Source organism: Pseudodesulfovibrio sediminis (assembly GCF_020886695.1).
Taxonomy (GTDB): Bacteria; Desulfobacterota; Desulfovibrionia; order Desulfovibrionales; family Desulfovibrionaceae; genus Pseudodesulfovibrio; species Pseudodesulfovibrio sediminis.
Map to the genome: position 1 here is coordinate 2,098,824 of NZ_AP024485.1, position 25,504 is coordinate 2,124,327.

A 25,504-nucleotide genomic window follows, 5' to 3' on the forward strand; every position below is an offset into this window, starting at 1 on the left:
ATATTGTTTGAACTTCAAAGCATCTATCCGCAAACTAGTTTGATTGTCAAGCGACTTTGCATGGCGTCACTTACACAGAATTATTTGACGGCAGCCGCATACGCAGCCAATCGATCATCAAGCGTCCCGGTATGCAGTTCAAAGAGATGATTGTCGTGGTCATGAAAATAGAGAGAACGCCCTTCTCCACCTATTCGAGAACGGCTGGCACGAACCTCGACGCCATATTCGTGGACACGCTTTTCATAGGCGTCAAATTCCGCATCAGGGATTTTGAAGGCAAGATGATTGTAGGTCTTGTCGCGCAGCGCGTCTCCTTTCATGATCGCCAGCCAGACATCACAGATACGGAAGAATCGTTCAGGAGAAAGAGAATGGTGGGCATCGCCGCTGTCGTAGACCTGCTCGGCGTCAAAAATCGTTGTCAAAAAATCAGTCATACGGTCAAGATCATGGACGATCAGGGTTATATGACTCAGCCCTTGGATCATTGCCCTGACACGCTTTCGCCGCCAAAGAGTTTCCACGCCAGCATGCCCCAGGTCAGATTATGAACGTCCGTGTAGCCGCCCTGCATGAGTTGGCGGGCCACCGGCGGTGAACGGTGACCGGTCATGCAGACCACGACCACGGGCTTGAGGGGATCAGGCGAAACCATGGCCAGCTCCGCCAGGGTAGCGGGATACGGCACATTGACTGCGCCGGGAATATGAAAATACGCGTATTCAGCAGGACTGCGCACATCAATGATGACCGGCCCGGCCCCCTGTTCCCGGACGGCCTTGAGCGACCACGGGGCCATGGGAGGGACACCGGCCACATACCACCAGCCGAGATCCCACGCCACCAGTATGAACAGAAGGAAAAGAACGAAGCGAAGTCCCCTCATGTCTCACCCCAACTCAAAAGAGGTGATGCCGTACACCTTTTTCAGGGCCACGTCTGGCGCGCCACCGGTATACATGCGTACGGTAGCAAAGATTTCGTGCAGGCCATGTCGTTTGACCAGTTCAAGCGCGGCCTTGTTGGGCGAGATGACATCAAGATACACGGGTTCATCGGGCACCGATGCTTTGAGCGCCCTGTAGAGCATCTCTGCGACTCCGGCACTGTCAGCAAACAGCGGTCCGATTTTGTACCCCGACTTGCAGGGACGAATAACGCCGAATCCAGTCAGCCTGTCCCTGTCCACAACGCCAAACGCCGTGACGACCGACGGCGACAGCCACGCTTGCAAAAAGGCATCCCGTGCAGCCGGAAAGCACTGGCGGTCATATTCGGCGACCATAGCCATATCGAGCTGTTGCAACGGGGTCACGCCATCCGGTTTGGTGCCGCCGCCCACGCCCTCATATCGAGCTGATCTGTAAAAAGTAGTGAATCCGGCTTTCTTGTACGTCTGCTCCTGCTCGATAACGGCATCCAGCCCGACATTGCGCCCTTCAAGGTAGGTCATGGCGTGGTTCCACAGATCCAGCCCATACCCTTTGCCCCGCATGGCAGGGACCACGATATACAACCCGATAAATCCGAAACCGCTGCCGTATCGCACAGCGGAGATGGTGCCGACAGGCTCACCGTTCAGCTCGGAGATGAAAAAGCCATCGGGATCAGCGGCATAAAAACTCGCACCGTCAGTCAGGCCCGGATTCCACCCTTCCGCGGCTGCCAATGTAATGGCAACATCCATATCCTCACGGGTCATTGTCCGGATTATCGGTCTGTCTGCCATGATCGCCTCCTGTGCGAACTCGCTGTATCTGCTTAGTGCCCCAATAAAGACAAATCGAGTAACGTCCCGAAAAAGAGCACCACGGAAATCACGCCGTTCATGGTAAAGAATGCCACGTTGACGCGACTCATGTCATCCTCTTTGACCAGCAGATGCTCTGCCGTGAGGATCACGCCCACAATGGCTGCCACGGTAACATAGATTGCCCCCAGCCCGGCGGCCCAGCCTGCCAGCAGGAACAGGACGGCGGTGAGCACGTGGCTCAGGGTGGAGATGCCAAGTGCGGCGGCCACGCCCAGCTGTGAGGGGATGGAGTGCAGGCCGCGCTCCCGATCAAAGTCAGCATCCTGACAGGCATAGAGCAGGTCGAACCCGGCAACCCACATGGTCACGCCGCAGAAAAGCAGCGCCGCGGGCAGCGTGACCTGCGGGTCCACGCACAGCCAGCCGGCCACAGGGGCCAGCCCCAGCACCATGCCCAGCACGAAGTGACACCAATAGGTGAACCGCTTGCAAAAGGAATAAAAGGCGGACAGTCCGAGCGCGACAGGTGACAGCATGAAGCAGAGCGGGTTCATCATGGCACAGGCCACGATAAAGACCACAGCCATGGCCACGATAAAGACCAGCGTAAACCCGGTGGACAGCTCGCCGGTAACCAGTTCGCGTTTCTGGGTACGCGGATTCTCCCGGTCAATATCCAGATCCGCATACCGGTTGAAGGCCATGGCAAAGGAACGGACCGACACCATGGCGATGGTCAACACGACAAGGTTGTAAAGCCCCGGCCAGCCGTCGGCGGCCAGAAATGCGCCCATATAGGCAAAAGGCAAGGCAAAAATCGAGTGCTCGATCTTTATCATACGGCAGATGGTATTGAGGTTTTTGAGTATACTCACGTAATGCCTCCGGCGGCTGAGAAAGTAGAGAGCGCGCTGCGCCCGATTAATATTTATTGACCATCAAGGCTCCTGCCACAAGCAGGATCACGCCCAGAATACGTTGCCATGAGATCATGCGTACATCAAATGTGATCAATCCGAAATGATCCAGAATCAATGCTGCCAGGAACTGTCCGGCCAGCAGCCATGCCATCATGGTGGCCGCGCCCAGTTGCCCGGCAAGGACAATGGTCGAGAACACGAAAAACGCGCCGAAACAACCACCTATCCACGCCCACGCCGGAGCGGTCCCGACCATGGTCAGGGTCGGCAGCGGCGATCGGGTGATCAACCCATATGCCAGCAGAGCGAGCGTGCCGACGCCAAAGGAAACCGTGGCAGCCCATATGGGATCCCCCAGCGACCCACGCAACCGCAGATTGACTCCGGCCTGAATGGGCAACAACGCCCCGGCCAACAGGGCGTAACAGACATAGATCCATTTCATGCAAATCTCCGCCAAACAAGTCTTGATATTCTCTAGAGTTAACAGGCCCATTTTTTTCAGAGCGTTTTCCAAAGTATCGAGAGTACCCGTGTTTGCTGCCTTCGTCCATGAATTAAGAAGGCGACCCCCCACACAAAATTGTCGAATGCTTGTAACTCAAGTGCCATTCACTCTGTACGAGGAAGCCGTAGGAAAGGACAACACACAATCCACATCAGGAGGCATCCATGACCCAGCATCAACTGAAAGAAATCAAGACGCATCTGATTCAAGGACTTCACGCCGTGACGGAACAGGCAAAGTCGACCGTGCTGACGGTCGAGAACTGCCCGGACGAAACCGACTTCGCCACCCAACTGACCCAGCAGGGGGTGAACGTGGCCATACAGCATCGCAGGTCGGTCCGTATCCTCGAACTGGAAACCGCCCTCAAACGTCTGTCCGAGACCGAGTACGGCGTGTGCGAAGAATGTGGTGACGATATCGGCGTAGCCCGGCTCAAGGCCAATCCGTCGACCAGACTGTGCGTCTGCTGCCAGTCCGCCATCGAAGACGGCCTGACACGCTGCGCTTAACCTCAGCGCCTCACGCGGAGAACATCAATGGCTGATTTCACATTCAAAGTGGACATGCACGTCCATTCCAGGTTTTCCACCCGTCCTTCACAGTGGCTGCTGCAAAAGATCGGATGCCCGGAAAGCTTCACGGAGCCTATCGCCCTCTACAACAGGGCGTGCGCACGCGGCATGGACATGGTCACCATCACCGACCACAACACCATTGCCGGTTCGCTTGAAATTGCGCATCTGCCGAACTCCTTCATCTCCGAAGAGATCACCACCTACTTCCCGGAAGACAAATGCAAGCTCCATGTGCTCGCCTACAACATAACCGAGGCGCAGCATGAGGATATCCAGCACTACCGCGACAACGTGTTCGAGCTGGTCCCCTACCTGCGTGAAACCCGCATCACACATGTCCTGGCCCATCCGCTCTTCGGAGTGAATGACCGACTGACGCCCGCTCACTTCGAGCAGGCGCTTCTCCTCTTTGACGTGTTCGAGGAGAACGGCACCCGTGATGCACGCCAGAACCAGACCCTGCGCAGCATCCTCACCCGCCTGACCCCGGTGGACATGGAGCGGCTCGCCAACACCTACGACATCGCGCCTCATGGCGAGACCCCGTGGGAAAAAGGGCTTACCGGCGGTTCGGACGACCACAGCTCCCTCAACATCGCGCGCATGTATACCCGATTCACAGGCAAAACAAACGTGACCTCCGTCATCAACGGCATCCGCACGCACACCTGCGCCCCCGGCGGCACGGCAGCCACGCCCAGAACCATGGCGCACAACCTCTACGGCATCGGCTACCAGTTCTACCGTTCGCGCATGGGCACACTGCGCCCGGAAGCCACCGAACACCTCTGCTTCCGGTTCATCAAATCCGTACTCTCTCCGGGGAAGGAGGAAAAACCCTCCATCACCTCGCTCTTCCAGCGCATCATCGGGCGCGGCAAGGCCACCCTGCACCGCGAACTCGGCCCCAACGACTCCGTCCAGGAGATGCTGCTCAAGGAGGCCGGGGACATTATCGCCCACGACCCCACGCTCATGAAAATCGCGCGTGGCAAGATCGACGATGTCATCGTCCTCGAAAAGGAATGGGCGCGGTTCGTTTCCATGGCCGCCAACCGGGTGCTCGCCCAGTTCGCGGACCGTATTCTCAACTCCGTACTCGGTGCCAATCTCTTTGACGTCTTCCATTCCATAGGCTCTGCCGGGTCGCTCTACACGCTCCTGGCCCCCTACTTCGTGGGCTATGATCTCTTCTCCACGGAACGAAAATTCTCCCGCGACTGCCTTGCCCGGTTTCGCAAAAAGGACGACCGCTCATCGCAGGACCTCAAGATCGCCCACTTCACCGACACCTTTGACGAGATCAATGGCGTGGCCCGGACCATACGCCAGCAGCTCGCCATGGTCGCGCGCCACGGAAAGGACATGACCGTCATTACCTGCGGAGCCTCGGCAGACGTGCCAGGCGCCGTCTCTTTTGAACCGGTAGGCCGATTCACCATCCCGGATTACCCCGAAATCGTCCTCTCCTATCCGCCCTTTCTCGACATGCTCACACATTGCTTCGAGCAGGAATACGATTGCATCCTGGCCGCCACCCCCGGCCCGGTCGGACTGGCCGCCCTGGCGATTGCCCAAATCCTGAAGCTGCCCTTCCACGGCACCTATCACACTGCCTTCCCGGAATACGTGGGCGCGATAACCGAAGACGCCACCCTCGAAGACGGTTGCTGGCGCTACATGAGCTGGTTCTACAACCAGATGCAGGTCATCTACGCCCCCTCGGAAGCCACCAAGTTCGAGCTGGCTGATCGCGGTATCGACCCGGAAAAGATCGTCACCTATCCCCGCGGCGTGGACACCGAACGGTTCCATCCGAACAAACGGAACGGCTTTTACAACACCTTCAATGTCGGCTCCCGCATCAAGCTCCTCTACGTGGGCCGCGTGTCACAGGAAAAAGGGCTTGATGTGCTCACCGAAGCCTTCAAAAAAGTCTCCAAAATGCGCAACTCGCTCCAGCTCATCGTGGTCGGAGACGGTCCCTATCTCAAGACCATGCAGCGGCAACTCAGGAACGCGCCCGTGACCTTCACCGGCGTGCTCAAAGGTGAAGCGCTCACCCAGGCATACGCCTCCGCAGACCTGTTCGTGTTCCCGTCCGCAACCGACACCTTCGGCAACGTGGTCCTCGAAGCACAGGCCTCGGGACTGCCTGTCATCGTCACAGACAAGGGCGGCCCCGCCGAGAACGTCCTGCCCAATGAGACCGGACTCATCATCCCCGCAAACAACCCCGACTCGCTGCTCCGCGCCATCATCCACATGGTCGATACGCCGGAACGCATCGAATACATGCGGCTCAAGGCGCGGGCACATGTCGAGAACCGCACCTTTGACGCCACCTTTCTGAAAACCTGGGAAATATTCGGCGATCACGTCGCGGCGTAAGCGTGCAAAAGGAGAAGATGCCTCCGGCGGCGTAAGAACCTTTTGAAAAGGGTCTTACGAATCTCCAAAACTGTTTGGTGCGCCGTAGGCGAGGATGTGGGAGAGCGGGAAGGTTTGTTGTCGAAGGTCCGGCGGAAGTAAAAAACTTTCGTATTCACGGAGATAAAAAAAGGCGCATCATGACTTAGCATGATGCGCCGAATAGTTGTATTCCGTTTCCCGATTTGCCAACCGGCTTGTGGCTGACGGGCTGCCTTGTCAAAGGCGTACCGGGAGGCTCAGGCCCTCGGCCTTGAGCGGGTTCAGGGCTGGTCGCTCCTAGCCCCGGATTTTCTCCAGAAAGCCTGTTGTGGAGTAGCCTTCAAGCAGCGGCAGGCTGTGCACCTGGCCACCGGCTTTTTCAACGACATCCGCGCCAACGATGGCATCGACCGCCCAGTCTCCGCCTTTGACGAGGACTTGCGGGCGGCACGCCTTGATCAGCTCAAGGGGCGTGGATTCGTGAAAGATGACGATATAATCCACGCAGGTCAGACCAGCGAGGACAAAAGCGCGTTCTTCCTGGCTGTTGAGAGGGCGGTCATCGCCTTTGCCGAGCATCTTGACGGACTCGTCGGAGTTGAGGCCGAGAATGAGGCTGTCGCCAAGGGCGCGGGCGCGCGTGAGCAGGTCCACGTGACCGGCATGCAGGATATCAAAGCAGCCATTGGTGAACACGAGCTTGTGGCCGGGCATGAAATCCGCCTTCCTTTTGAGGAAGGTACGGATGGACATGAGTTTGGAGTTTTCCGGTAAGGACATGATAGTTTCCTGTTATTTGCCGCAGGCCGTGCGAGTGGGCACGTTCTTGGGTTTGAGCTTACTGGTGTCGTGGAAGAGCATCAGCTCGAACCAGTCCATGGCGAACGAGAGACAGACGAACTCGTCTTCAAGTATGGCTTTCTGACGTTTTTCATCCACTTCGACACGGGCGAAGAGCTGCATTTTTTCGATGAACCGCTGAAACTCGTCGATTTTATACATGGCAAGAGTCGCCATGTGGCTCATCTTGTCGGACACGGGATGGCCACCCTGTTTGACGCGGGAGAGGATGTTCATATAGCGGTCATTGCTGGCCGTATACTCTCTGAATCCCTGATCTTCTTTCCATGAAGCACCGGTCCATTCGTCCTTTTCGAGAAAACCGCGACAGTGGTCTTCCTTGACGATGAAGAATTGTTCGCTAACGCCGCCTTTGCCATCGGGCTTGGTGGCGCGACCCAGCGGGTACATGCGACAGGCACCGGGACGATCTTCGTAGATACGACAGCCCTGTTCAGTGACAAATGCGCAGGTGCGGGCGGCGCTATCGGTCATACGGAACTTGAACACCGGAAAGTTGGTGTCAGGTGCGCGATGGCCGGTGGTGTGGACGCGCAGAAAATCGATGCTGGACATCTTGAGTGCCGAGCGCATACGCAGGATATCGTAGGGCGTCAGAATCATGTCGAGATCGGAGCAGCAGGCATTGAAGCACTCGATTCCGGGGTAGCATTTGAAGCAATATGTCTTGCCTTCCTCAAGCTCCGGCAGGGAGTCGAGGAATTCCTTGGTTTCATCACTGTGCATGGTGTATTCTCCGGGGCGCTCGCCCCAATTCTTTTCCGGTGAGGATATCCGCCATCAGCCGGTGGCTTTTCCTAGCACCAGAGCGGACAGAACGCAAAGGGAGCGTTCTGCCTGGGTTGCTTCGGACAGCGGGCCTTTTTGATATATGGAAGCTGACCTTGGCAGCGATGAAGAATGAAGAAGCGCACCTGCGGTGCGAGAGCCATTGTTGGGTGGCAGACGCCACCCAAATCATTCCATGCCCTTCGCGGGCGGCGGTCTCTTTGTGAGGAGCAAAAAGAGACGCAAAAAGCTCCATGCTGGAGTAATAATAGGTTGTCCTTCCCGTAACTCGCCGGGGTGAGTTGATGCATTCGAATAGCCTAACCGGAGCCGCTGCCCTTTCGTTGTCAACTTCTAAGCCTTACAAACAGGGCTATGTTAGAACGAATTGAGCAAAAAACATTCGGTTTCCAAGGCTGCCCACTAGGCTACCGACAGCTTAAAAATCTACGCCACACACACCAAAAAAGAACCTTCTTCAGTGACGAGCAATCGGAAGCGAACCTTAGAGCCTGTCTCGGGCGACGCAGCGCAGCCCGACTGCGTTTGCGGCGGCAGACATCCTGTCGGGCAGTGGAGTCGCCTACAGGCTCTTGGGTCACTTCCTCGATCACAGACAAAAAAAGCGCTTTTTGCCTCCTTTTTGCCGCTTAGCAAAAAGCAGGTCGCCGTAAAGGCGAAACCTTTTAAATAAATTTAGTTTGAACTATCACCGCGTAGCGCGCATACCATAATAAAAACGAAATCCTCCTTCCCCATAAAGAAAGGCGGTTTTAAAATATACTGTTGCTTTTTACGTAAACGGTCTTAAGTCTTAAGCATCCGGCTCATTGTAACTGTAGGGGGTATACGATGCAGCAAAAGGAAATATCAGGACTTATTCAGATTTTTGAAAGGCTGAATACTGAGGGGCAGCGGGATTTCTTTAACTACATCAGACGAATGCTTGGTGAATTGCTTCCCATTTCTGACCATTTGAAAGCCATACGCGAAACAAGATTCGCGGAAGGCTTCACCTGCCCTCACTGCGGTGGCGAGAAGGTTAAGCGCAACGGGACTTACAATAACCGGCAACGTTACCTTTGTTATAGCTGTAGGAAAACCTTCAATGATTGGACCGGCACACCCATGGCTGGCACTCACTACCCAGAGCGCTGGATGGAATATATCCAGTTGATGCTCGAAGGGAAGACCCTGAAGCAGTGCGCCAAAGCACTTGAAATCAGCATCCCGACAGCCTTTTACTGGCGGCACAAGGTGCTGAACGCCTTGCTGCGATTGGGGGATGGCAATTTGCTTTCAGGTATCGTTGAGGCCGACGAGACCTACTTTCTTGAATCCTTCAAGGGCAAACGCAATCTGACCATCAGAAAACCACGTAAGCGTGGTGGCAAGGCCTCAAAGCGAGGAATCTCCAATGAGCAGGTAGCCGTAATGGTAGCCATCTCAAGGGATGGCGGAATAGTATGCAGGACGTCGGGCCAAGGCGGGACAACGCCTCCCAAAATTCATGCCTCTGTGGGGCACAGCCCTGGATAGCAATGCGATCCTTGTCACTGAGAGCATGTTGCAATCAATCCGAACAAGGGAATTCGCAAAATTGGGAATCTATCATATCCATAGGGCCAACGGCTATCACTCTCGGCTCAAGAAATGGATGCGTCGTTTCAACGGGGTGGCAACCAAGTACCTGAATCATTATTTGTTTTGGTTCAAGCTGTTGGAGCAAAGCAAAGACTTGGGAGACAGGAGTAGGCGAGAGAAACTATTATTGACAGCTTGTCGCAAGCCACAGAAATTACACACAAGTGACTTTCCAATGTCAGCTGCGGCTTAGTTAATCACTGTTAAAGATAAATCGGCTCTCTTACTCCACCAGAATTATACCTAAAGTTAGCCTTGTTTGTCTCTTCATAGCTTATTTCAGATTTGATCACTATAATCCCTGTTGTTAAGACTGTTCCAACTAATCTCCCATTGAAAAAACAGTCCCATGTATGCCCATGACTAGGAATCAAAACCCCATTTTCGTGATAACTAACTGAGGGTAAATAGCCTGAAGCTAAAGAATAAATGAAAGGAATGGGCTCTGTATATGACGGCTGTGTAATCCTTTTGGTGTGAGGAGCATCACAATCATCTCCAGCGCAGACAGAGTCTCGAGTAAGCTCAATACGAACTGTTGGCCTATCTTTTAATGTTGAAAATTGTTTCTCCATATACAATCCTTTGGTTTTCCGAGTCGAATGAGGCACTAATCTAAGGCTTTGTATGAAAGCATGGCACCACCACATGATTTTCGACTTCATATCCACCGCATGAGTTCTTGATTTCATCTTACTAAAAGCACATTATTCATAGCGATTAATAAAGCAACATTTTTCTTAAAAACCGCCTAAAGAAAAGACCGGAAGGACACTATCCTCCCGGTCTTTTCTTTTATTCTTTCTATTCAGAAAACAGGGTCAATCCACTTAGATGACTTTGTTCAAAGGATACTCGATGATACCCTCAGCACCAAACTCGACCAGTCTGGGGATCAGATCGCGAACGATCATCTCCTCAACCATGATCTCGACGGACAACCAGTTGGGGTCCTGCAACTCGGCCACGGTGGGGGAGTTGAGAGACGGCAGGGAACCGTTGAGGTCAGCCAGCTTGTCCTTGGGCAGGTTCATCTTGAGGCCGACCATCTTGCCAGCACGCAGGGCGCCCTGAAGCAACATGTTGATCTCTTCGATGAGCTTGCGCTTCTTGGGATCGGCCCAGGCTTCCTTGTTGGCGATGATCTGGGTGTTGGTCTGCATCAGCTCTGCGATGATACGCAGGCCATTTGCCTTGATGGTGGTGCCGGTCTCTGTGATCTCGACGATACCGTCGCACAATCCCTCAATGACCTTGGCCTCGGTGGTGCCCCAGGAGAAGGACACATCAACGTCGATGTCCTGGGAGGCAAAGTATTCCTTGGTAAAGCCCATGAGCTCAGTGGAGATCTTCTTTCCGTTCAGGTCCTCGGGACGCTGGTACGGGGAGTCTCCATTGACGCAGAGCACCCAGCGGGCTTTGCGATTACTGACCTTGGAATAGATCAGATCATCCACAACCACGACATCGGACTTGTTTTCCCGGATCCAGTCCAGGCCGGTCAGACCGACATCAAAGGTGCCGTTCTCGACATACATGGACATTTCCTGGGCGCGTGCCAGGGAGCATTTGATACGGTCGTCGTCGATGTCCGGGAAGTAGTTGCGATTGTGCAGCTTGATTTTCCAGCCCGCTTTTTCGAAAAGCTTGATGGTTGCATCCTGGAGAGAACCTTTGGGGACACCGAGTCGAAGAAATTGTTCAGACATTATTTATATACCTCTTTGGGGTCGAAGACGTAGGGCGAACATTCTTTCACTTCGCCGTCTTTGAGTTCGCGATAGAAACAGGAGCGGTAGCCCTTGTGACAGGCTGCGCCGCCGATCTGGTCAATGAGAATCACCAAGGTGTCGTCATCGCAATCAATGCGGATGGACTTCACCTTCTGCGTATGGCCAGAGGTACCGCCCTTATGCCATAGCGTCTTGCGGCTGCGGCTCCAGTAATGGACCTCGCCGGTTTCAAGGGTCTTATCCCAGGATTCTTCATTCATGTAGGCCATCATCAGGACTTCGCCGGTTTCGGCGTCCTGTGCAATGGCGGGAACCAATCCGTCCATTTTGTCAAAATCTGGTCTGATCACAGCGGTACCTCGTATCAGATGTATAATGCTCGGCCCGAGATTGGGCCGGGGTGGGTATATAGCTAATGAAATGCCAAAGCGCAACTGTGGCCCGGCAATGTCACCGGATTGACGCAGCCTGAAAGGGTTCTGCAATAAAAAAGGACTAATCCAACTCCGCTTCATTTTTAAGAGAGGCAGCGATCAGCTTGATATTTTTCCATGCGTACCAGCCAAAAAAACCCATCAGCACGAATGTCCAAAACTGCAACTCCTTCACACGGTCACCGAACAATATGCTGAGAATAAAACAAACGATGGCAAGTATTGTCGATCCAACTGCCGCGACAAGCGGCTTGAGAGAGAGTTTTTTTTCATCACCCTTCTGATTCTTCGCCTTGTCCTTTTTGCGTTTCAGGATACGGGTAAGACTCATATCTTCGAATACAAACTCTGTCGAAACGGGTTCCTGTTCAGGAGGAGCTACCGCATCGGTCCCAATTGTCGACTCAGAAGCGAGCGGCTCCTGTTCATACGACCGAGACATGGCGACTTCGATACGCTCCCGGGGTTTCCGCGTTGCGTTTGGTGTTATCCGAGGCTTGCTGTGCATCACCTTGTAGCTGCGGACGCGTAATTTCGCGGCATCGTTCTTGGCCTGATAGCCAGTCGCCCGCCCCACCCCTTTGCCGGAGTAATCCGAAGCCCGCCGCCCATCTCGGGCTATGATAAAAGCAAGAATCAGGACCGCGAGAACGATCATTCCGAAAATGACGGCACCAGACAGCATCGAATCCATTGTATTCCCTTGGTATTAAAGTGATAGCAGCTTTTCACATGTTGGATGTCGGCCCCAGACCGCCGACCCTATGAGAAGAGTACCGAATGAATTTGGATACGCAATCAGAAATATGCAACTTTCGTATCTGACTTTTCACTCCACGGTCAACATTTACCCCCTCCACATTATCTGATAAATCTCGCTTCACATAACCTCTTACAGGAGCACTGCGAACATGCCCGTTCGTTCAAAAGATACTTTTCTGGTTTTCGGATCGCCCCTTATCGAGCAGGCGGAGATAGATGAAGTCGTGGCGTCCATGGAGTCAGGCTGGCTTGGCACCGGCCCAAAGGTGGCACAGTTCGAAAAAGATTTTTCCGCCTATCTGGGCGATGGACATTCCGCTGCCTGCAACTCGTGCACGGCCGCGCTGCACCTCTCTCTGGTGGCCCTCGGGCTGCAACCCGGCGATGAAGTCATCACCACCCCGCTGACCTTCTGCGCGTCCGTAAACGCAATCATCCATGCCGGATGCACCCCGGTGCTTGCGGATGTGAACCCGGTCACCCAGAACATTGACCCGGCCTCCATCCGCGAGAAGATCACGGATCGCACCCGCGCCATCCTGCCCGTCCACTTTGCCGGCCGTTCCTGCGACATGGACGACATCATGGCCATTGCCCGCGAATTCAATCTGAAGGTCGTGGAGGATTGCGCGCACGCCATTGAAACCACCTACAAGGGGCAGCATGCCGGGACATTCGGTGATTTCGGTTGCTTCTCCTTCTACGTAACCAAAAACGTCTGCACCGGTGAGGGCGGCATGGTCGTGGCCAAGGCCGAGGAGGACATCAAAAACGTCAAGATTCTCGGCCTGCACGGCATGTCCGCCGACGCCTGGAAACGGTTCTCGGACGAAGGCTACAAGCATTATCAGGTTGTTCATGCCGGATTCAAATACAACATGATGGACATCCAGGCCGCCATCGGCATCCATCAGCTTGCACGGGTGGAGGAAAACTTCAAACGCCGCTGCGAGATATGGGACATGTATCAGGAAGCCTTTGCCCCTATGCCAGTCGGTACTCCTGCTCCCGAAGAACCGGACACCCGCCACGCACGGCACCTGTATACGCTCATGGTTGACCCGGTATACGCCGGTATTGATCGCGATCAGCTTCTGGTTCGCCTGAACAAGGAAAACATCGGCGCTGGTGTGCACTACCTGGCTATCCCCGAGCATCCATACTATCAAGAGCGTTTCGGCTGGAAGCTTGAGGACACTCCGCAGGCAGTCGCCCTGGGGCGTCAAACCATCAGCCTGCCCCTGTCCCCCAAACTCACCGATGACGATGTAAATGACGTCATCACAGCCGTAAAGGAATGTCTTGATGCGTAACCTCCAGTCTCGTCTGCTCCCGACTCTGGCCATCGTTCTCGCACTTCTGCTGACTGGCACACTCTGCTTTGCTGATTCCGAACTGCCACCCTTTGGCCCTGACTCTGTTCCCGCTCAACCAGACTATGCACAGGATGCAAGCTGGCTCGCCAAGGCTTCTTCAATACAGCATCCAGTGGATGTCTTCTGGGTGTACCCCACTGTTCTGCACGACTCCGAGCACTGGCTCATGGATTTCACCCTCCCGGAAATGCAGCAGGCCTCACACAACACCATTACCAAACAGGCCAGTGTTTTCCTGGATCAGGCCAATCTCTTTGCTCCCTACTATCGCCAGATGAATATGGCAGCGCTCACCCTGCCTGAAGCAGACCAGGATGCTCTGAAGAAATACGGCGTCAATGACATATGGCAGGCTTTCACCTATTATATGCAGAACCTGAATCAGGGGCGACCGTTCATCCTTGCCGGACACAGCCAGGGATCCAAAGTCCTGCTGGAGCTGATGCTCAAGCACTGGGGTGCACTCGGTTATGAAAACAAAATGATTGCCGGATACTTCCTCGGCTGGTCCATCACCCATGGTGACCTCAAGGCCAATCCTGCCCTGAAAATGTGCGAGAACGCGAGTCAGATCAATTGCTTTATCTCATACAATACCGTTGCTGAAGGACGGCAAAAGGTCGCGCCCAGCATTCGCCAGGACGCCATCGTGACCAATCCGCTCACGTGGACCACTGACGACGCGTTTGCGCCAGCCTCGCTCAATCTGGGGGCAAAGTTCTTCAACGCGGATGGGACCACCACTGAGGTCGCCCACTTTTCCTCGGCACAGGGCAAGGACTCCGGTCTGGTGGTACAACCCATACAGCCCGAATTCGTCAACAGCTCACCGCCGCCCTTCCCGGCCGGGGTGTACCATGTGTACGACTTCTCCATCTTCTATGAAAACCTGAAACAGAACGCCGCCCGACGCATCAAGGCCATGGGTAACGGGAAGTAGGCTGGGGCTAGCCCTTCACAAGCCGATTTCTGCCCTCTGATTTGGCTTGATACAGCAACTTGTCAGCCTGTGAAATCATGGAACTGACAGATCCGAGAATCGTGGCATCGCATAACCCCATGGAAAGTGTCACCTTGAGATCGGGATGATATTCCTCCCACGGATATGCTTCAATGGCCTGCCGAATATTCTCGCAGGACACTGCGGCATGTTCCTTGTTGGTATGAGCAAAGAGCACCACGAACTCTTCGCCGCCATACCGGGCCACGACATCACTCTTGCGGGTATTCTTTTCAAACAGTTCGGCCACTTTTTCCAGAACCAGATCGCCGATCTCGTGCGAAAATGTATCATTGATCTGCTTGAAATGATCCAGATCACCGACCATGACTGACAGGGGTTGTTCATACCGGGTTGCGCTTTCGTAGTAGTGCATGGCCTGTTCATCAAAATGACGACGATTGTACAGGCCGGTGAGCGGGTCCTTGATCGCCAGCTCCCGCAACTCCGTATGCGCCCGGGCCAACTCCACATTCATTTCGTTAAATGACTCCGCCAGCTCGCCCAACTCGTCATTGGAAGTGACCTCCACCTGCCAGACCTCTTCACGATGTTCATGCATGAGCTTGACCGCGGTCGTCAGGTCGGTGACGGCCTTGCTCAAACGTCGGCCAAACACCACTCCAAGGACCAACGACAGCCCTATCGCTATAAGGGCGCCCCGAATCAGTGATTGCTTCACCGCGCCGAGATAGCGCATGTCCTGAGGGGTAAAGACCTCATCTCCGATAGTTGAACCAAGCGCGACAACCTCTCCCTTCAACTCGATGGGAACGGCTTCCTCCATGACGGCAGCCGACACCTTTTCTCCCACCTTCAGCCCTCCGGCGGGCATGACGACCACACCGTCCGCATCCAGAAGCAGGAGTTTGAATGGAGGCTGCTCCCACCTGTCCACCAAAGGCGGTGTCCCCTTCGCAGGGGGCCGTTTGTCCTGTTGCAGTCGATGATTTCGACGCACATAGGTGTCAAATTCTTCGGATGCCAACGCTTCTTTCAAGCCGCCGTACAGTCCGATGTACCCGAGTACATCCTCCTGAAACGATGCGAAAACACGAGTTCTGGAGACCTCCTGAAAATCGCTTTTCACCATATAATAGTCGATGTACCCGACAATACCGCAACTGAATAAGCCTATAAAAACAAACGCCAAAATGAGTTTCGTCTGCATCCGCATGGAATGTTCCCTTTTTCAGAGGTGAAGAGTGAACATGGGTATCTTTTTCACATCATACAAGGAGAAATTTATCTGTCAATGAGTATGCTTGGTTATCCATGACAGAGGCCCGAAGGACACCCCCCCCCCGGGCCTCTTGTGGGCGAGTAATAAAGTTTTTAACTTGAGCAACCAGTATCTCTTTTATTTCGGGAGTTGTGGAAGGGATAAATTAATAAAGTCTTTAAATCATGAGGCTGTGAACATGGATTGCCCACAGTTTTCAAAGTAATAAAGTTTTTAATTGGAAGTAGGCTTGGTGTTACCAATAGGAGCTATGCAAAAAAAATAGTCTCGTTGTATTGGAGCGGCACTATATCAGACAGAACCGCATATTCAAGAATTAATGATAGGGGATTGTAACTCTGATCGTGATCAGCGTATACTTCTGAGTTTTTTTTCACAAAGAAATATTCAACATATCAAAGCATTATATTGATTCGCTGACAATTCCACAGAAAAGTTACTAAAAACAGGTTGACTATTGGCTTTATCCAAACATAGTAATCACTCCTTGAAAGATGGTTGTTCCGGGGTGGAGTTGCCCATCTGATACCAGTAAAAAAGCCAAATTCGTCGTGAGGCGGAGACGGAAAGCCACGGGTCTTCTGATTGAAGACAGCCGGGTTGCCGCAGAGAAGTTGCGTCATAGCTTCTATTCTCCTTTCATACTCTAAATTTTGGCCTAACCGAGCTTGCCATGCGGCAAGCGGCGAGGATATTGCTGTGGTCAAAGAGCGGGGATTTGTTTTTTCTCACAAGAGAAAGCACGGTGGAGGCACTCGCTGCAGCCGACAACTTGCATTCTATCTTCTTTTGTGTATCGCGCTGTTTGCCCCCAGCCTTTGCTGCGGTGCCCCCATTGACGACGCCATCCGGCAGCAACAGCAGATTCAGCAGCGGGAAGAACAACGACGACGCCTGCAGCAGGAACAACTCGAACAACAAACCAAGCAACCTCCTTCAGGTCTTGATCTCAAGCAAGAGCCACCTGTGCCCCCCTTGGACAGTACGACTTGTTTCGATATCCGTTCAATCAATGTGACCGGCGTAACGTTGATCCCATCCAGTACCATTGATGATTTGACCAGTGAATACAAAGGGCGCTGTCTGGGCTTGGCGGATATTAATGAATTGCTCAGAGCCATTACCAATGAATATGTTGGACGTGGATATGTAACCTCCCGGGCCTATCTGCCGGAACAGGACATTTCTAGCGGCGAACTTGAGCTCAAGGTTATTGAGGGACGAATTGAAGATATCCGTTTAAACGACGGTAAGGCCAGGCAATATCAACTTCTAGGCCCATTCATGGGGCTTAAAGGAGATCCACTCAATCTTCGCGACCTTGAGCAGGGATTGGATCAGTTCAATCGTTTGTCTTCAAACAACGCAACAATGAAACTCGTGCCTGGTAGCAATCCAGGGCTAAGTATAGTTGCCATTACCAATGAGCCCGCCAAGAGCTGGCGGATATCATTTGGCTGGGATGATTCCGGCATGGATTCCACGGGTAGGAACCAATATTCCCTACAATTTGACAAGGATAACTTCATCGGAATTAGCGATATGCTTTCCCTGAACTATTCGGCCACGCCTATGCCTTGGGAAGACTCCAAACAAGCAAAGAACAGCAATAGTATTTTTGCTTCTTGGTCTGTGCCCCTCGGCTATTGGACAATTAATACATTCGTCAGCAAATTCAATTATGCCACCAGTCTTATGGGCACGACACAGGAATTTTCAAATGATGGTGAGACCAACTTTCAATCCGTGGGAATTGACCGCGTCATTCATCGCGACGCTGACAGCAAGACGTCTTTGGGAATCGGCGTGGAGCATCGTGAGGTGGAGAGCAGGATTGAAGGCGTCCGTCTGGTGGCCAGCAGCTACGAAACCACCGATGTCGGCCTCAAAGCCAGTCACGCCCGCCGTCTGCTGGGCGGATCGCTAAGCGTTGGCCTCGAATATCACTGGGGCGCAGACTTCTTGGGTTCCTCTGAGCCGCTTGCTGGTGACGATGTTCCCACCCCAAAATACGAGAAATGGGAAGGGACTCTGAGCTATTACCATCCCATTTATTTCGCCGGTCAATCCTTGATGTGGAGTTCGACCCTTCGTACCCAATACAGTGGCGACACTTTGTACAGCGCAGAAAGAATGTCTATCGGTAGCCGCTATACGGTTCGAGGATTTTCGACCGACAGCCTGAGTGGGGATAGCGGGGGTTACATACGCAACGATCTCTCTTGGCGATTGCCCTTGCAGAGCTACGGCACCGACAAGATATCGGCTTGTGATTTATTTGCTGGATACGACTACGGGATGATCCTCCACGACAAGAACGATCCATACGAGCGCGGCCACTTGCAAGGGGTTGCCTTGGGCTTGAGGACTTTGGGGGAATTGAGCGCCCATGTGACTTTCGCCAAGGCGATAGCCGCACCCAATTTTCTAGAAAAAGAAGACCTTGAAATTTATAGTGCCTTGACCGTGATGTTTTAGGAGAAACAGATGAAAGCCAATATAGTTGTTCGCCAGCTGCTTAGTATTGTCCTGTCATGTCTGATCGTTTTTCAGCCAGGTTTTATCGCTATGGCTGGCGATCTCCCGATTGTGGTTGATCCGGCCGCTCCAGATGGAAAGAAACCGACCATGGATCAATCCGGAAACGGGGTTCCTATCGAGCAGATTGCGACGCCGGGAAAAGGTGGGATTTCGCATAACCTGTTTACCGATTTCAATGTTAATAAAATTGGTTTAATTATTAACAATAGCAAGTCCATGGCAAAGTCTCAATTAGGCGGCTTTATCGCAGGCAATCCCAACCTTAAGGGAGGAGAAGCTCGATTAATTTTGAACGAGGTTACAGGTGCCAATCGTTCATATCTTGAGGGATACACAGAGCTGCATGGAGCCAAAGCGGATTATATTTTGGCGAACCCCAATGGCATCACCATCAATGGTGGCGGATTTGTCAATTTCCCTCGAGTTACTCTGACCACGGGCACTTCCCGCTTCGGTGCAGGAGGACTCGAAGGCATCGACGTTCGTTCTGGAGATATTTTGGTTGAGGGCGAAGGTGTAAACGCCACCGAGATTGACGCCTTTACATTGCTCGCCCAAGCGACTCGAATCAATGCAAACATCTACGCCAAGACCCTGACCATCGCAGCTGGACAGAACTCTTACAATCCCACCAACGGTTCCATTGCCTCTTTGGCTCACGATGGCACGCCCACTCCCTCTGTTGCCATCGATTCGAGCGCCTTGGGCGGCATGTATGCGGGACGCATCGTGCTCCAGGGCACCGAGGCCGGAGTCGGGGTTAACCTTGAAGGCGTCATCCAGTCTGCGGATTCATTGGAGCTGACGGCAGATGGACAGATTCGCCTGAGAAACAAGACGACCGCCGGAACCGACATCAAGATTCACTCCCACAACGGTGATGTAGCCATCGAAGATACGGTTTACGCCGGAACCACTGCGAGTGTGAGCGCCGCAGACGATCTCACTATAAATCCGGGTGCTTCCGGTAAAGGCATTGTGGTAGGAGCCGCTGAACAGCTCAAGTTGGCCGCCGCCATCGTTAATACGACAGATGCAAAGATTACCGCAGGACTTCAGGCTGACGGGACAGTTTCCGGCGGTTCCTTGTCCGTAACTGCAATGAACCAATTGACCACAAAGGACACTGAACTCGTTTCTGGCGACAGTTTGTCCATCGTGTCACCTAAAATTGCCATCAACGGTGGCAAAATTACAGCCGTTAGCAAGCTCGGTGTCCAGGGCTCTAATTCCGGCGATGTCACCATGACTGGTGCGGCAGAGTTGTCTTCTTTGAATGCCTTGGAAATAGAAGCGCGGTCCTTGACTGCGGCCGATGGTTTGCTGAAAGCCGATGATCTGACCTTGTCGTTGGCTGGTGATTTCGATTTGGGTAATGCCACTCTGAGTTCCACTGGTGCATTGGCCTTGAATGCCAATTCGCTGAAAAGCGATGCAGGGACTTCTATCACCAGTTTCACTGATATGTTTCTGACCTTGGATACCCTGCAAAACGATGGAGGTTTGATCTACGCAGGCAATATATTGGACTTGAATGTTCGAGAGTTGAGCAACACCTCTGAGGGCTATATCGTTGGTGTCAAAGGTGTGGCCATTGAAGGTCTCACGACAGGTTCTCGAGCGGATTTGATCAACAACAACCAGTCTGTGATTGAAAGCAGTGATGGCTACATGAATATCGCGGCTGACATAATTGAGAATATATCCGGGGCCGCAACAGTCACTACCAAAGACGTCGGTTGGGAATATTGGCATCTGGGTTTCCAGACCGACATCCCCGGTTTCAATGACGACGGCACCAGAAATATTTACAGCGAACGTACGGGGCTGAGACAAAACAAAGGTGGGGTCAACGCGCACCTCCAATTGATCCTGGAAGAATATGGTCTCGCCTGGAACCGTCCTTATGACGGACGAGTCTTGCAGGAATGGATTCACCGCAGCAAGGATGTTGTCACGGGTCCGGCAGTGACGGCCGAAATCCTGTCCGCCTCGGACATGACCATCAATGCAGACAGCATCCTCAACGATCGTGGTCTCATCTCCGGAGGCGGAAACATTACCGTCAATGCCAACTCGCTGGAGAACCGGGGACTTGAGCTAAGCAGTCATCTCGATTTCTATCGTAATTTTCTCCAGGTCCATGACTCGGGAAAGAACGCATACGGGCAGGTCCAACAACATTTTGAGACCTCCCAAGTTATAGATTCCGTTCCCGCCGTTATAGCCGCTGCTGGAACGCTGGATATCAATGTGCCGGGGCATGTGAACAACGAAAGTTTCAAGGAAGGCGAACAATATTCAGGTAGGTTTGCGGGAAATGCAGCATATTCCGACCTGGAGGTCACCGGTCCAATAAAGGATCCCAACACAGGAGAGCCCGTCAACACGGTCAGCGTGTCATTGCCGACGGGAGTGGGGTCTCTGTATGTCGTCAATAAAGACCCGGGGCAAACGTATCTCATTGAGACCAACCCTGCTTTGACCAATGTCGGTGGATTCTATGGTTCTCAGTACTTTTTTGACGAAGTCGGGGTAAACGTTACCGATTTGGATACTCAAATTTTAGGTGACGCATTCTTCGAAACCAACATGATCCGCAAGCAGGTGCTCCAGGCAACTGGCAAACGTTACCTGAGTCCCACTTATGCCAGCGACGCCGATCAGTTCCGCCAACTCATGGACAATGCGGCACAGACTCGGGAAGACCTCGGACTGGAGATCGGAGTGGCTCTGACCGCCGATCAGCTGACAGACCTGACCTCGGATATCGTCTGGTACGAAACTCGCGAGGTCATGGGCAAGGAAGTCCTTGTACCTGTCGTGTATCTGGGCTCCGTATCCCAGGCCAACCTGAATCTCACCCGCGGGGCCATGCTCACCGGAACCACGGTGAACATCCAGACCGCAGAGCTTAACAACAGCGGTGCCATCGTGGGCAAAAACGTGACCATCGATGCTGACAACGTCCGAAATCATGGCGGTGATTTGACCGGCCAGACTCTCGGCGTCACCGCCAGCAACGACATCGTCAACAAAAGCGGTTCGATCAGCGGCGGGGATGTCTCGCTCTCAGCCGGCCACAACGTCGTTATTGAAACCAAGACCGAAGAACGTAGTGAGGGAAAGGACTCTCATGGCTACATTCATCAGACCGCCGATGTATCCGCCAGTGGCAATCTGAATATATCCTCTGGTGGCGACACTTCCCTACTTGCCGCCAAGCTGTCCGCCGATGGCGCAGCCAATATTACTGCCGCTGGCGATGTGGCTGTTGGCACCAAAGTGGTGACCGAACATATTGAAGCCACGGATTACAAAGCCGACCAGGTCGGACACATGGGATCCAGCGTCAAGGCAGGGAATTTGAGCATCTCCTCCGGAAACGACGTGGCCGTGGTGGGCAGTGATCTTTCCGCTTCCGGCAATGCCGTCATTGAGGCCGTGCGCGACGTGAACGTCACAGGCGTAACCAACTCCGCCACGTCTGATTACGAGCATTCCAGCTCCGGTGGAGTATTCGGTGGCGGGGGCTCCAGCGAGGAACATACGAAACAAACCACGGTCACCCGGTCCTCAATCACTGCGGACGGCGATCTCGCCATCAAAGCCGGTACGGATACTGAGGGCAGTCTGTCCGTGGTCGGCAGTAAGATCAGCGCAAAAGGTGATGTTTCGCTGAAGGCCGCCGATATGATTCTCATATCTTCCGCTGAAGAAGAAAAACACCGAAGTAGCGACAAAAGCAGTTCCGGTTTATTATCGTCAAAATCATCCAAATCCGCTTCCGGCTCTGTGACCCAGGTTGCCAGTGAGGTGAAATCCAACAATTCGGTGGATATTCAGGCCAATTCTGATGTCACCGTTTCAGCCAGTAATATTCATGGAGACCAAGGGGTTGCCATTAAGAGTGAGACCGGCGATGTCCGTATCGTCGGAGGCCAGAATCAGGGATACTCGGAACGCGAAGAAAAGAAGAGTGGCATCGGCCTGTTCGTGTCAAAAGGCCGTCTCGACGTAGCCAAATTCACTGAAGAGAGTGTGAAATCAAAGGAAAGCGGTAATGTCGCCTCTCAAATTACATCGGGCACAGACACCACTATCACCGCTGCCAACGATGCGACCATTATCGGCTCAACCGTGGCGGCCGAAAAAGATGTGAATATCGCCGCTGATCGCGATGTGAATATTATTCCGGGTCGCAATTCCCAGTCTTCCCAGAAAAGCAGCAAGGAAGGCGGTATTGGTATCGGCCTGACGCTGTCTGAAAATGAAGTCAGCATAAGCGCCGGATACAAAGGCGTTGAGACAAAGACCAACTCATCCGGCAAATACAATGCAGGTTCCCTGATCAGCGCGGGCAATGATGTAAAAATAGACGCCGGGCGCAACATCAATCAGGTTTCCTCGGAAATAGAAGCCGGTCAGGATGTGAACATGAAGGCCGGTGAAGACCTCAACGTCACGGCCGCGCAGGATGTTGAACATCTCGATGAATACGTCAAGTCCGTTGAGGTAGGATTAAAGCTGGCTGCCAAGCAGTCGGTCTCGACCGCCATAAGAACACTCGTTGACACACCGAAAAACATGACCTCCGGAGAAGGCGGTGTCGGGGCCAAGGCTGTTACGGCTGGCAGTGGCGCGCTTCAGGCGGTTTCTGCCGCCCAGCAGGTGTCCAATCCGAGTGCTTCTGTATCGCTGACAGCTGGTCTGTCCATGACCGAAAGCCGGTTCAGCAGCGACTCGGCAACCTCTGTAAGTTCGCAGACCTCTGCAGGACGTGACGCCAATATTGAGGCCGGGAAAAACCTGACCATTGAAGGTGCCACTGTTCTGGCCAATGAAGATGTCGCTCTGACCGCCGGAGAGGATATTGCCATTTCTTCGGCCGCCAACAATCGGGAGACCTCGTCGAGTTCCAGTTCCATTTCTGCAAGCGCAGGCATTGGAGCCACCGTCAGCGCGGCCAACGGCGCGGCTGCTGGCGTGCAGGTATCCGGTGCGGCCTCCGGGTCCGACAGCGACTACCGCTCCGACTCCAACACCAATGCCCAAGTTGTGGCGGGTCAGGATCTGACCGTGAAATCCGGCCAGGATACCACTGTTGCCGGGGCGAACCTTGAAGGCAACAAGGTCAACATGGACGTTGGTGACAATCTGGTTGTCGCCAGCAAGCAGGACACCAGCAAATCCAAAAGTTCAAATTGGAGCATCGGCGGCAGCGCCACCATCGGCATGGGAGCGTCCGTGGCCGCGGACGCCGCAGGCGTGGTGGGCATGGACGCCGACAGCCAGACCGGTGACTCCGCCAATATCGGCATGGGCAAAGGCTCCGGCTCATCCGCCTGGGTGAACAACCAGACCTCGATTGTCGGCAAGGAGCAGGTCGATATCCGCGTGGAAAACAACACCCACGTGGAAGGCGCGGTCATTGCCGCCGAAAATGGCAACCTCAAGCTCGATACCAACACCCTCACCTACAAGGACATCTACGACCACGACAAGGCTTCGAGCTATCAGGCCAGCCTGTCTGGATCGGTGAGTGCGGAGAATGAAAAGGACAGCGAAACGCGCAAAGACGGAGAAGAGGGCAACCCCTATGCAGGAACGCTGGAAGGCAGCTCCTCCTCCCACGACCGCCGCCAGATCAACCGCGCCACCATCGGCGAGGGCGAGATCATCATCCGCTCCGACCCCGCAGCCGGGCTGGAGGGCCTGAATCGCGACCTCGCCAAAGCGCAAGAGATTACCAAGAACGAGAAGACCTCGGTCACGGTGTATATTGATAGCGCCGCGATTGAAGAGGTTATGAGTGGCGGTGAGGGAATCAAAAACAACTTTAATAAAATTGCCGAGAAGATCAAAGAGCTACTGCCTGAAGATGCGGAACGCATGCGTGAAGTCATTCAATCTCAACAAGACTTTCGGGATCAATTGGAAAAAGACGGAATAGATTCCGATGAAGCAGACAGAATTCTTGGTGAAAACGCTGTGGCTGCTGTTTTGAAAGAAAAACTGGATAAATACGTAACAGAAACCGGTGAATTGAATATAACTGAGGAGCAAGCGGAAGATTTATTGAAGGAGCTTAGAGATGATCCAACAGTAGTACTTCAGGTGGCAAGCACCTGGGACTACGATTTGCAAACTGAGCGAGCCAGATTGCAACGTCAGTTATTTTCTATTGTGGGCATTGCCAAGAGTGCTGGCGCAACTGCTAAAGGCGCTTTGATGTTTCTCAATGATTATTCTGGTGAGATCTTTTATTTCGCGACAGGAGGTGCCTTATTCAAAGCCGAACATGAAAGCTTCCATAAGGCCGTCAATGAACTTGCTACCTCTATTGGAAAGCTGGCTACTGATCCTGTTGGGAGCCTGAAGGCCGTCGGCCAGGAATACCAGGGCCGACTCGATCAGTATTATAAATTTGTTGAGGAAGGAAAGCAGGATGAGGCGGGCTTAGTCATGGGCACGCTCATTTATGATGTTGGAGAGTTTCTGGTTGGTGCTGGTGCTGCTGGTGCGGGGATTTTGAAGGGGACGAAGAAGCTTGCCGGGATGGTGAAAGGGGTTAGCAAGGGAGCGGTATATGCTGCCAAGGTTGATTCTTCACTACTTATCGAGTTAATCCAAAAGGGTGTTAAGGTTACAGCTGATGATGTACTTTTCACGCAGAGGATGCCAGATGGGAAGATCGCTTTTCTTGAAAAGGGCAACTCGGCAGCAGGGTTGACTCATATTATTGAAAGACACGCAAGCCAATTTGTGGCCAAAGGTATTCCCGAAAATGAGATACTAGACGCCATTTACCAAGCAATTAAAGAAAACAATATCATAGGGTATCAAGGTAAAGGCACAGGTAGACCAATCTTTGAATATACATACAACGGTAAACGTCAGAGAATTGCGATAACAGTTTCTGAAAATGGATTTGTCGTAGGAGCTAACCCAAAATCAATCGAGTAGAG

General features: G+C 53.2%; 18 protein-coding genes, 1 pseudogene and 1 riboswitch. Of the genes and pseudogenes, 7 read left to right on the forward strand and 12 right to left on the reverse strand.

The window, feature by feature from the left end:
• Positions 1 to 80 precede the first annotated feature (80 nt).
• The 5 genes from fosX to SRBAKS_RS10130 are packed head-to-tail and all read right to left on the reverse strand — an operon-like array spanning position 81 to position 3,121.
• Positions 81 to 491: a FosX/FosE/FosI family fosfomycin resistance hydrolase gene (gene fosX, locus SRBAKS_RS10110; protein WP_229590756.1), complete on the reverse strand. Its 411-nt coding sequence runs from the start codon at positions 489 to 491 to the stop codon at positions 81 to 83.
• The gene (locus SRBAKS_RS10115) at positions 488 to 889 is read right to left on the reverse strand and encodes a rhodanese-like domain-containing protein (RefSeq protein ID WP_229590757.1); all 402 of its coding nucleotides are present in this window, start codon (positions 887 to 889) and stop codon (positions 488 to 490) included. The genes fosX and SRBAKS_RS10115 overlap by 4 nt, the downstream gene beginning before the upstream one ends.
• Positions 890 to 892: 3 nt before the next feature.
• The gene (locus tag SRBAKS_RS10120; protein WP_229590758.1) at positions 893 to 1,732 is read right to left on the reverse strand and encodes a GNAT family N-acetyltransferase; all 840 of its coding nucleotides are present in this window, start codon (positions 1,730 to 1,732) and stop codon (positions 893 to 895) included.
• Between the two features lie 32 nt (positions 1,733 to 1,764).
• Positions 1,765 to 2,631 carry a UbiA-like polyprenyltransferase gene (locus SRBAKS_RS10125; protein WP_229590759.1) on the reverse strand — a complete coding sequence of 289 codons (867 nt, stop codon included), beginning with the start codon at positions 2,629 to 2,631 and terminating at the stop codon, positions 1,765 to 1,767.
• 46 nt (positions 2,632 to 2,677) lie between these two features.
• Positions 2,678 to 3,121: a DMT family transporter gene (locus tag SRBAKS_RS10130; protein WP_229590760.1), complete on the reverse strand. Its 444-nt coding sequence runs from the start codon at positions 3,119 to 3,121 to the stop codon at positions 2,678 to 2,680.
• A gap of 227 nt (positions 3,122 to 3,348) precedes the next feature.
• Here SRBAKS_RS10130 and SRBAKS_RS10135 point away from each other — a divergent pair, with 227 nt between their 5' ends.
• Together SRBAKS_RS10135 and SRBAKS_RS10140 are read left to right on the forward strand one after the other, a co-directional pair.
• The gene (locus SRBAKS_RS10135; RefSeq protein ID WP_229590761.1) at positions 3,349 to 3,696 is read left to right on the forward strand and encodes a TraR/DksA family transcriptional regulator; all 348 of its coding nucleotides are present in this window, start codon (positions 3,349 to 3,351) and stop codon (positions 3,694 to 3,696) included.
• A 27-nt stretch (positions 3,697 to 3,723) separates the two neighbouring features.
• A complete protein-coding gene (locus SRBAKS_RS10140; protein ID WP_229590762.1) occupies positions 3,724 to 6,153 on the forward strand; it encodes a glycosyltransferase in 2,430 nt (809 codons plus the stop codon).
• A 318-nt stretch (positions 6,154 to 6,471) separates the two neighbouring features.
• Here the strand turns inward: SRBAKS_RS10140 and rfaE2 are convergent, their stop codons facing one another.
• Both rfaE2 and SRBAKS_RS10150 read right to left on the reverse strand, forming a co-directional pair.
• Complete coding sequence (gene rfaE2 / locus SRBAKS_RS10145; protein ID WP_229590763.1) at positions 6,472 to 6,954, reverse strand: D-glycero-beta-D-manno-heptose 1-phosphate adenylyltransferase; 483 nt, start codon at positions 6,952 to 6,954, stop codon at positions 6,472 to 6,474.
• Positions 6,955 to 6,966: 12 nt separating this feature from the next.
• The gene (locus SRBAKS_RS10150; protein ID WP_229590764.1) at positions 6,967 to 7,761 is read right to left on the reverse strand and encodes a YkgJ family cysteine cluster protein; all 795 of its coding nucleotides are present in this window, start codon (positions 7,759 to 7,761) and stop codon (positions 6,967 to 6,969) included.
• An 894-nt stretch (positions 7,762 to 8,655) separates the two neighbouring features.
• Here SRBAKS_RS10150 and SRBAKS_RS10155 point away from each other — a divergent pair.
• A pseudogene (locus SRBAKS_RS10155) lies at positions 8,656 to 9,640 on the forward strand (IS1595 family transposase).
• Positions 9,641 to 9,650: 10 nt separating this feature from the next.
• On the opposite strand, the gene SRBAKS_RS10160 reads toward SRBAKS_RS10155, so the two are convergent.
• From SRBAKS_RS10160 to SRBAKS_RS10175, 4 genes are all read right to left on the reverse strand, one after another.
• Positions 9,651 to 10,022, reverse strand: a complete 372-nt coding sequence (locus SRBAKS_RS10160) for a hypothetical protein (RefSeq protein WP_229590766.1) — start codon at positions 10,020 to 10,022, stop codon at positions 9,651 to 9,653.
• A gap of 255 nt (positions 10,023 to 10,277) precedes the next feature.
• The gene (gene hisG / locus SRBAKS_RS10165) at positions 10,278 to 11,156 is read right to left on the reverse strand and encodes an ATP phosphoribosyltransferase (protein WP_229590767.1); all 879 of its coding nucleotides are present in this window, start codon (positions 11,154 to 11,156) and stop codon (positions 10,278 to 10,280) included.
• Entirely contained in the window at positions 11,156 to 11,506 is a 351-nt protein-coding gene (gene hisI / locus SRBAKS_RS10170) for a phosphoribosyl-AMP cyclohydrolase (RefSeq protein WP_229596949.1), read from the reverse strand. The genes hisG and hisI overlap by 1 nt, the downstream gene beginning before the upstream one ends.
• 169 nt (positions 11,507 to 11,675) lie before the next feature.
• A complete protein-coding gene (locus SRBAKS_RS10175; RefSeq protein WP_229590768.1) occupies positions 11,676 to 12,308 on the reverse strand; it encodes a hypothetical protein in 633 nt (210 codons plus the stop codon).
• A gap of 217 nt (positions 12,309 to 12,525) precedes the next feature.
• Between SRBAKS_RS10175 and SRBAKS_RS10180 the strand changes: the two genes are divergently transcribed.
• Positions 12,526 to 13,689 (forward strand): DegT/DnrJ/EryC1/StrS family aminotransferase, encoded by a 1,164-nt coding sequence (locus SRBAKS_RS10180; RefSeq protein WP_229590769.1) that lies wholly within the window; start codon positions 12,526 to 12,528, stop codon positions 13,687 to 13,689.
• Positions 13,682 to 14,692 (forward strand): DUF3089 domain-containing protein, encoded by a 1,011-nt coding sequence (locus SRBAKS_RS10185; RefSeq protein ID WP_229590770.1) that lies wholly within the window; start codon positions 13,682 to 13,684, stop codon positions 14,690 to 14,692. Before SRBAKS_RS10180 ends, SRBAKS_RS10185 begins: the two co-directional genes overlap by 8 nt.
• A 7-nt stretch (positions 14,693 to 14,699) precedes the next feature.
• Here the strand turns inward: SRBAKS_RS10185 and SRBAKS_RS10190 are convergent, their stop codons facing one another.
• Positions 14,700 to 15,845 (reverse strand): GGDEF domain-containing protein, encoded by a 1,146-nt coding sequence (locus tag SRBAKS_RS10190; RefSeq protein ID WP_229590771.1) that lies wholly within the window; start codon positions 15,843 to 15,845, stop codon positions 14,700 to 14,702.
• Positions 15,846 to 16,524: 679 nt separating this feature from the next.
• Positions 16,525 to 16,603, forward strand: a riboswitch (cyclic di-GMP riboswitch).
• 91 nt (positions 16,604 to 16,694) lie between these two features.
• Here SRBAKS_RS10190 and SRBAKS_RS10195 point away from each other — a divergent pair.
• A complete protein-coding gene (locus SRBAKS_RS10195) occupies positions 16,695 to 18,473 on the forward strand; it encodes a ShlB/FhaC/HecB family hemolysin secretion/activation protein (RefSeq protein ID WP_229590772.1) in 1,779 nt (592 codons plus the stop codon).
• Positions 18,474 to 18,482: 9 nt separating this feature from the next.
• Positions 18,483 to 25,502: a hemagglutinin repeat-containing protein gene (locus SRBAKS_RS10200; protein WP_229590773.1), complete on the forward strand. Its 7,020-nt coding sequence runs from the start codon at positions 18,483 to 18,485 to the stop codon at positions 25,500 to 25,502.
• Positions 25,503 to 25,504 lie beyond the last annotated feature (2 nt).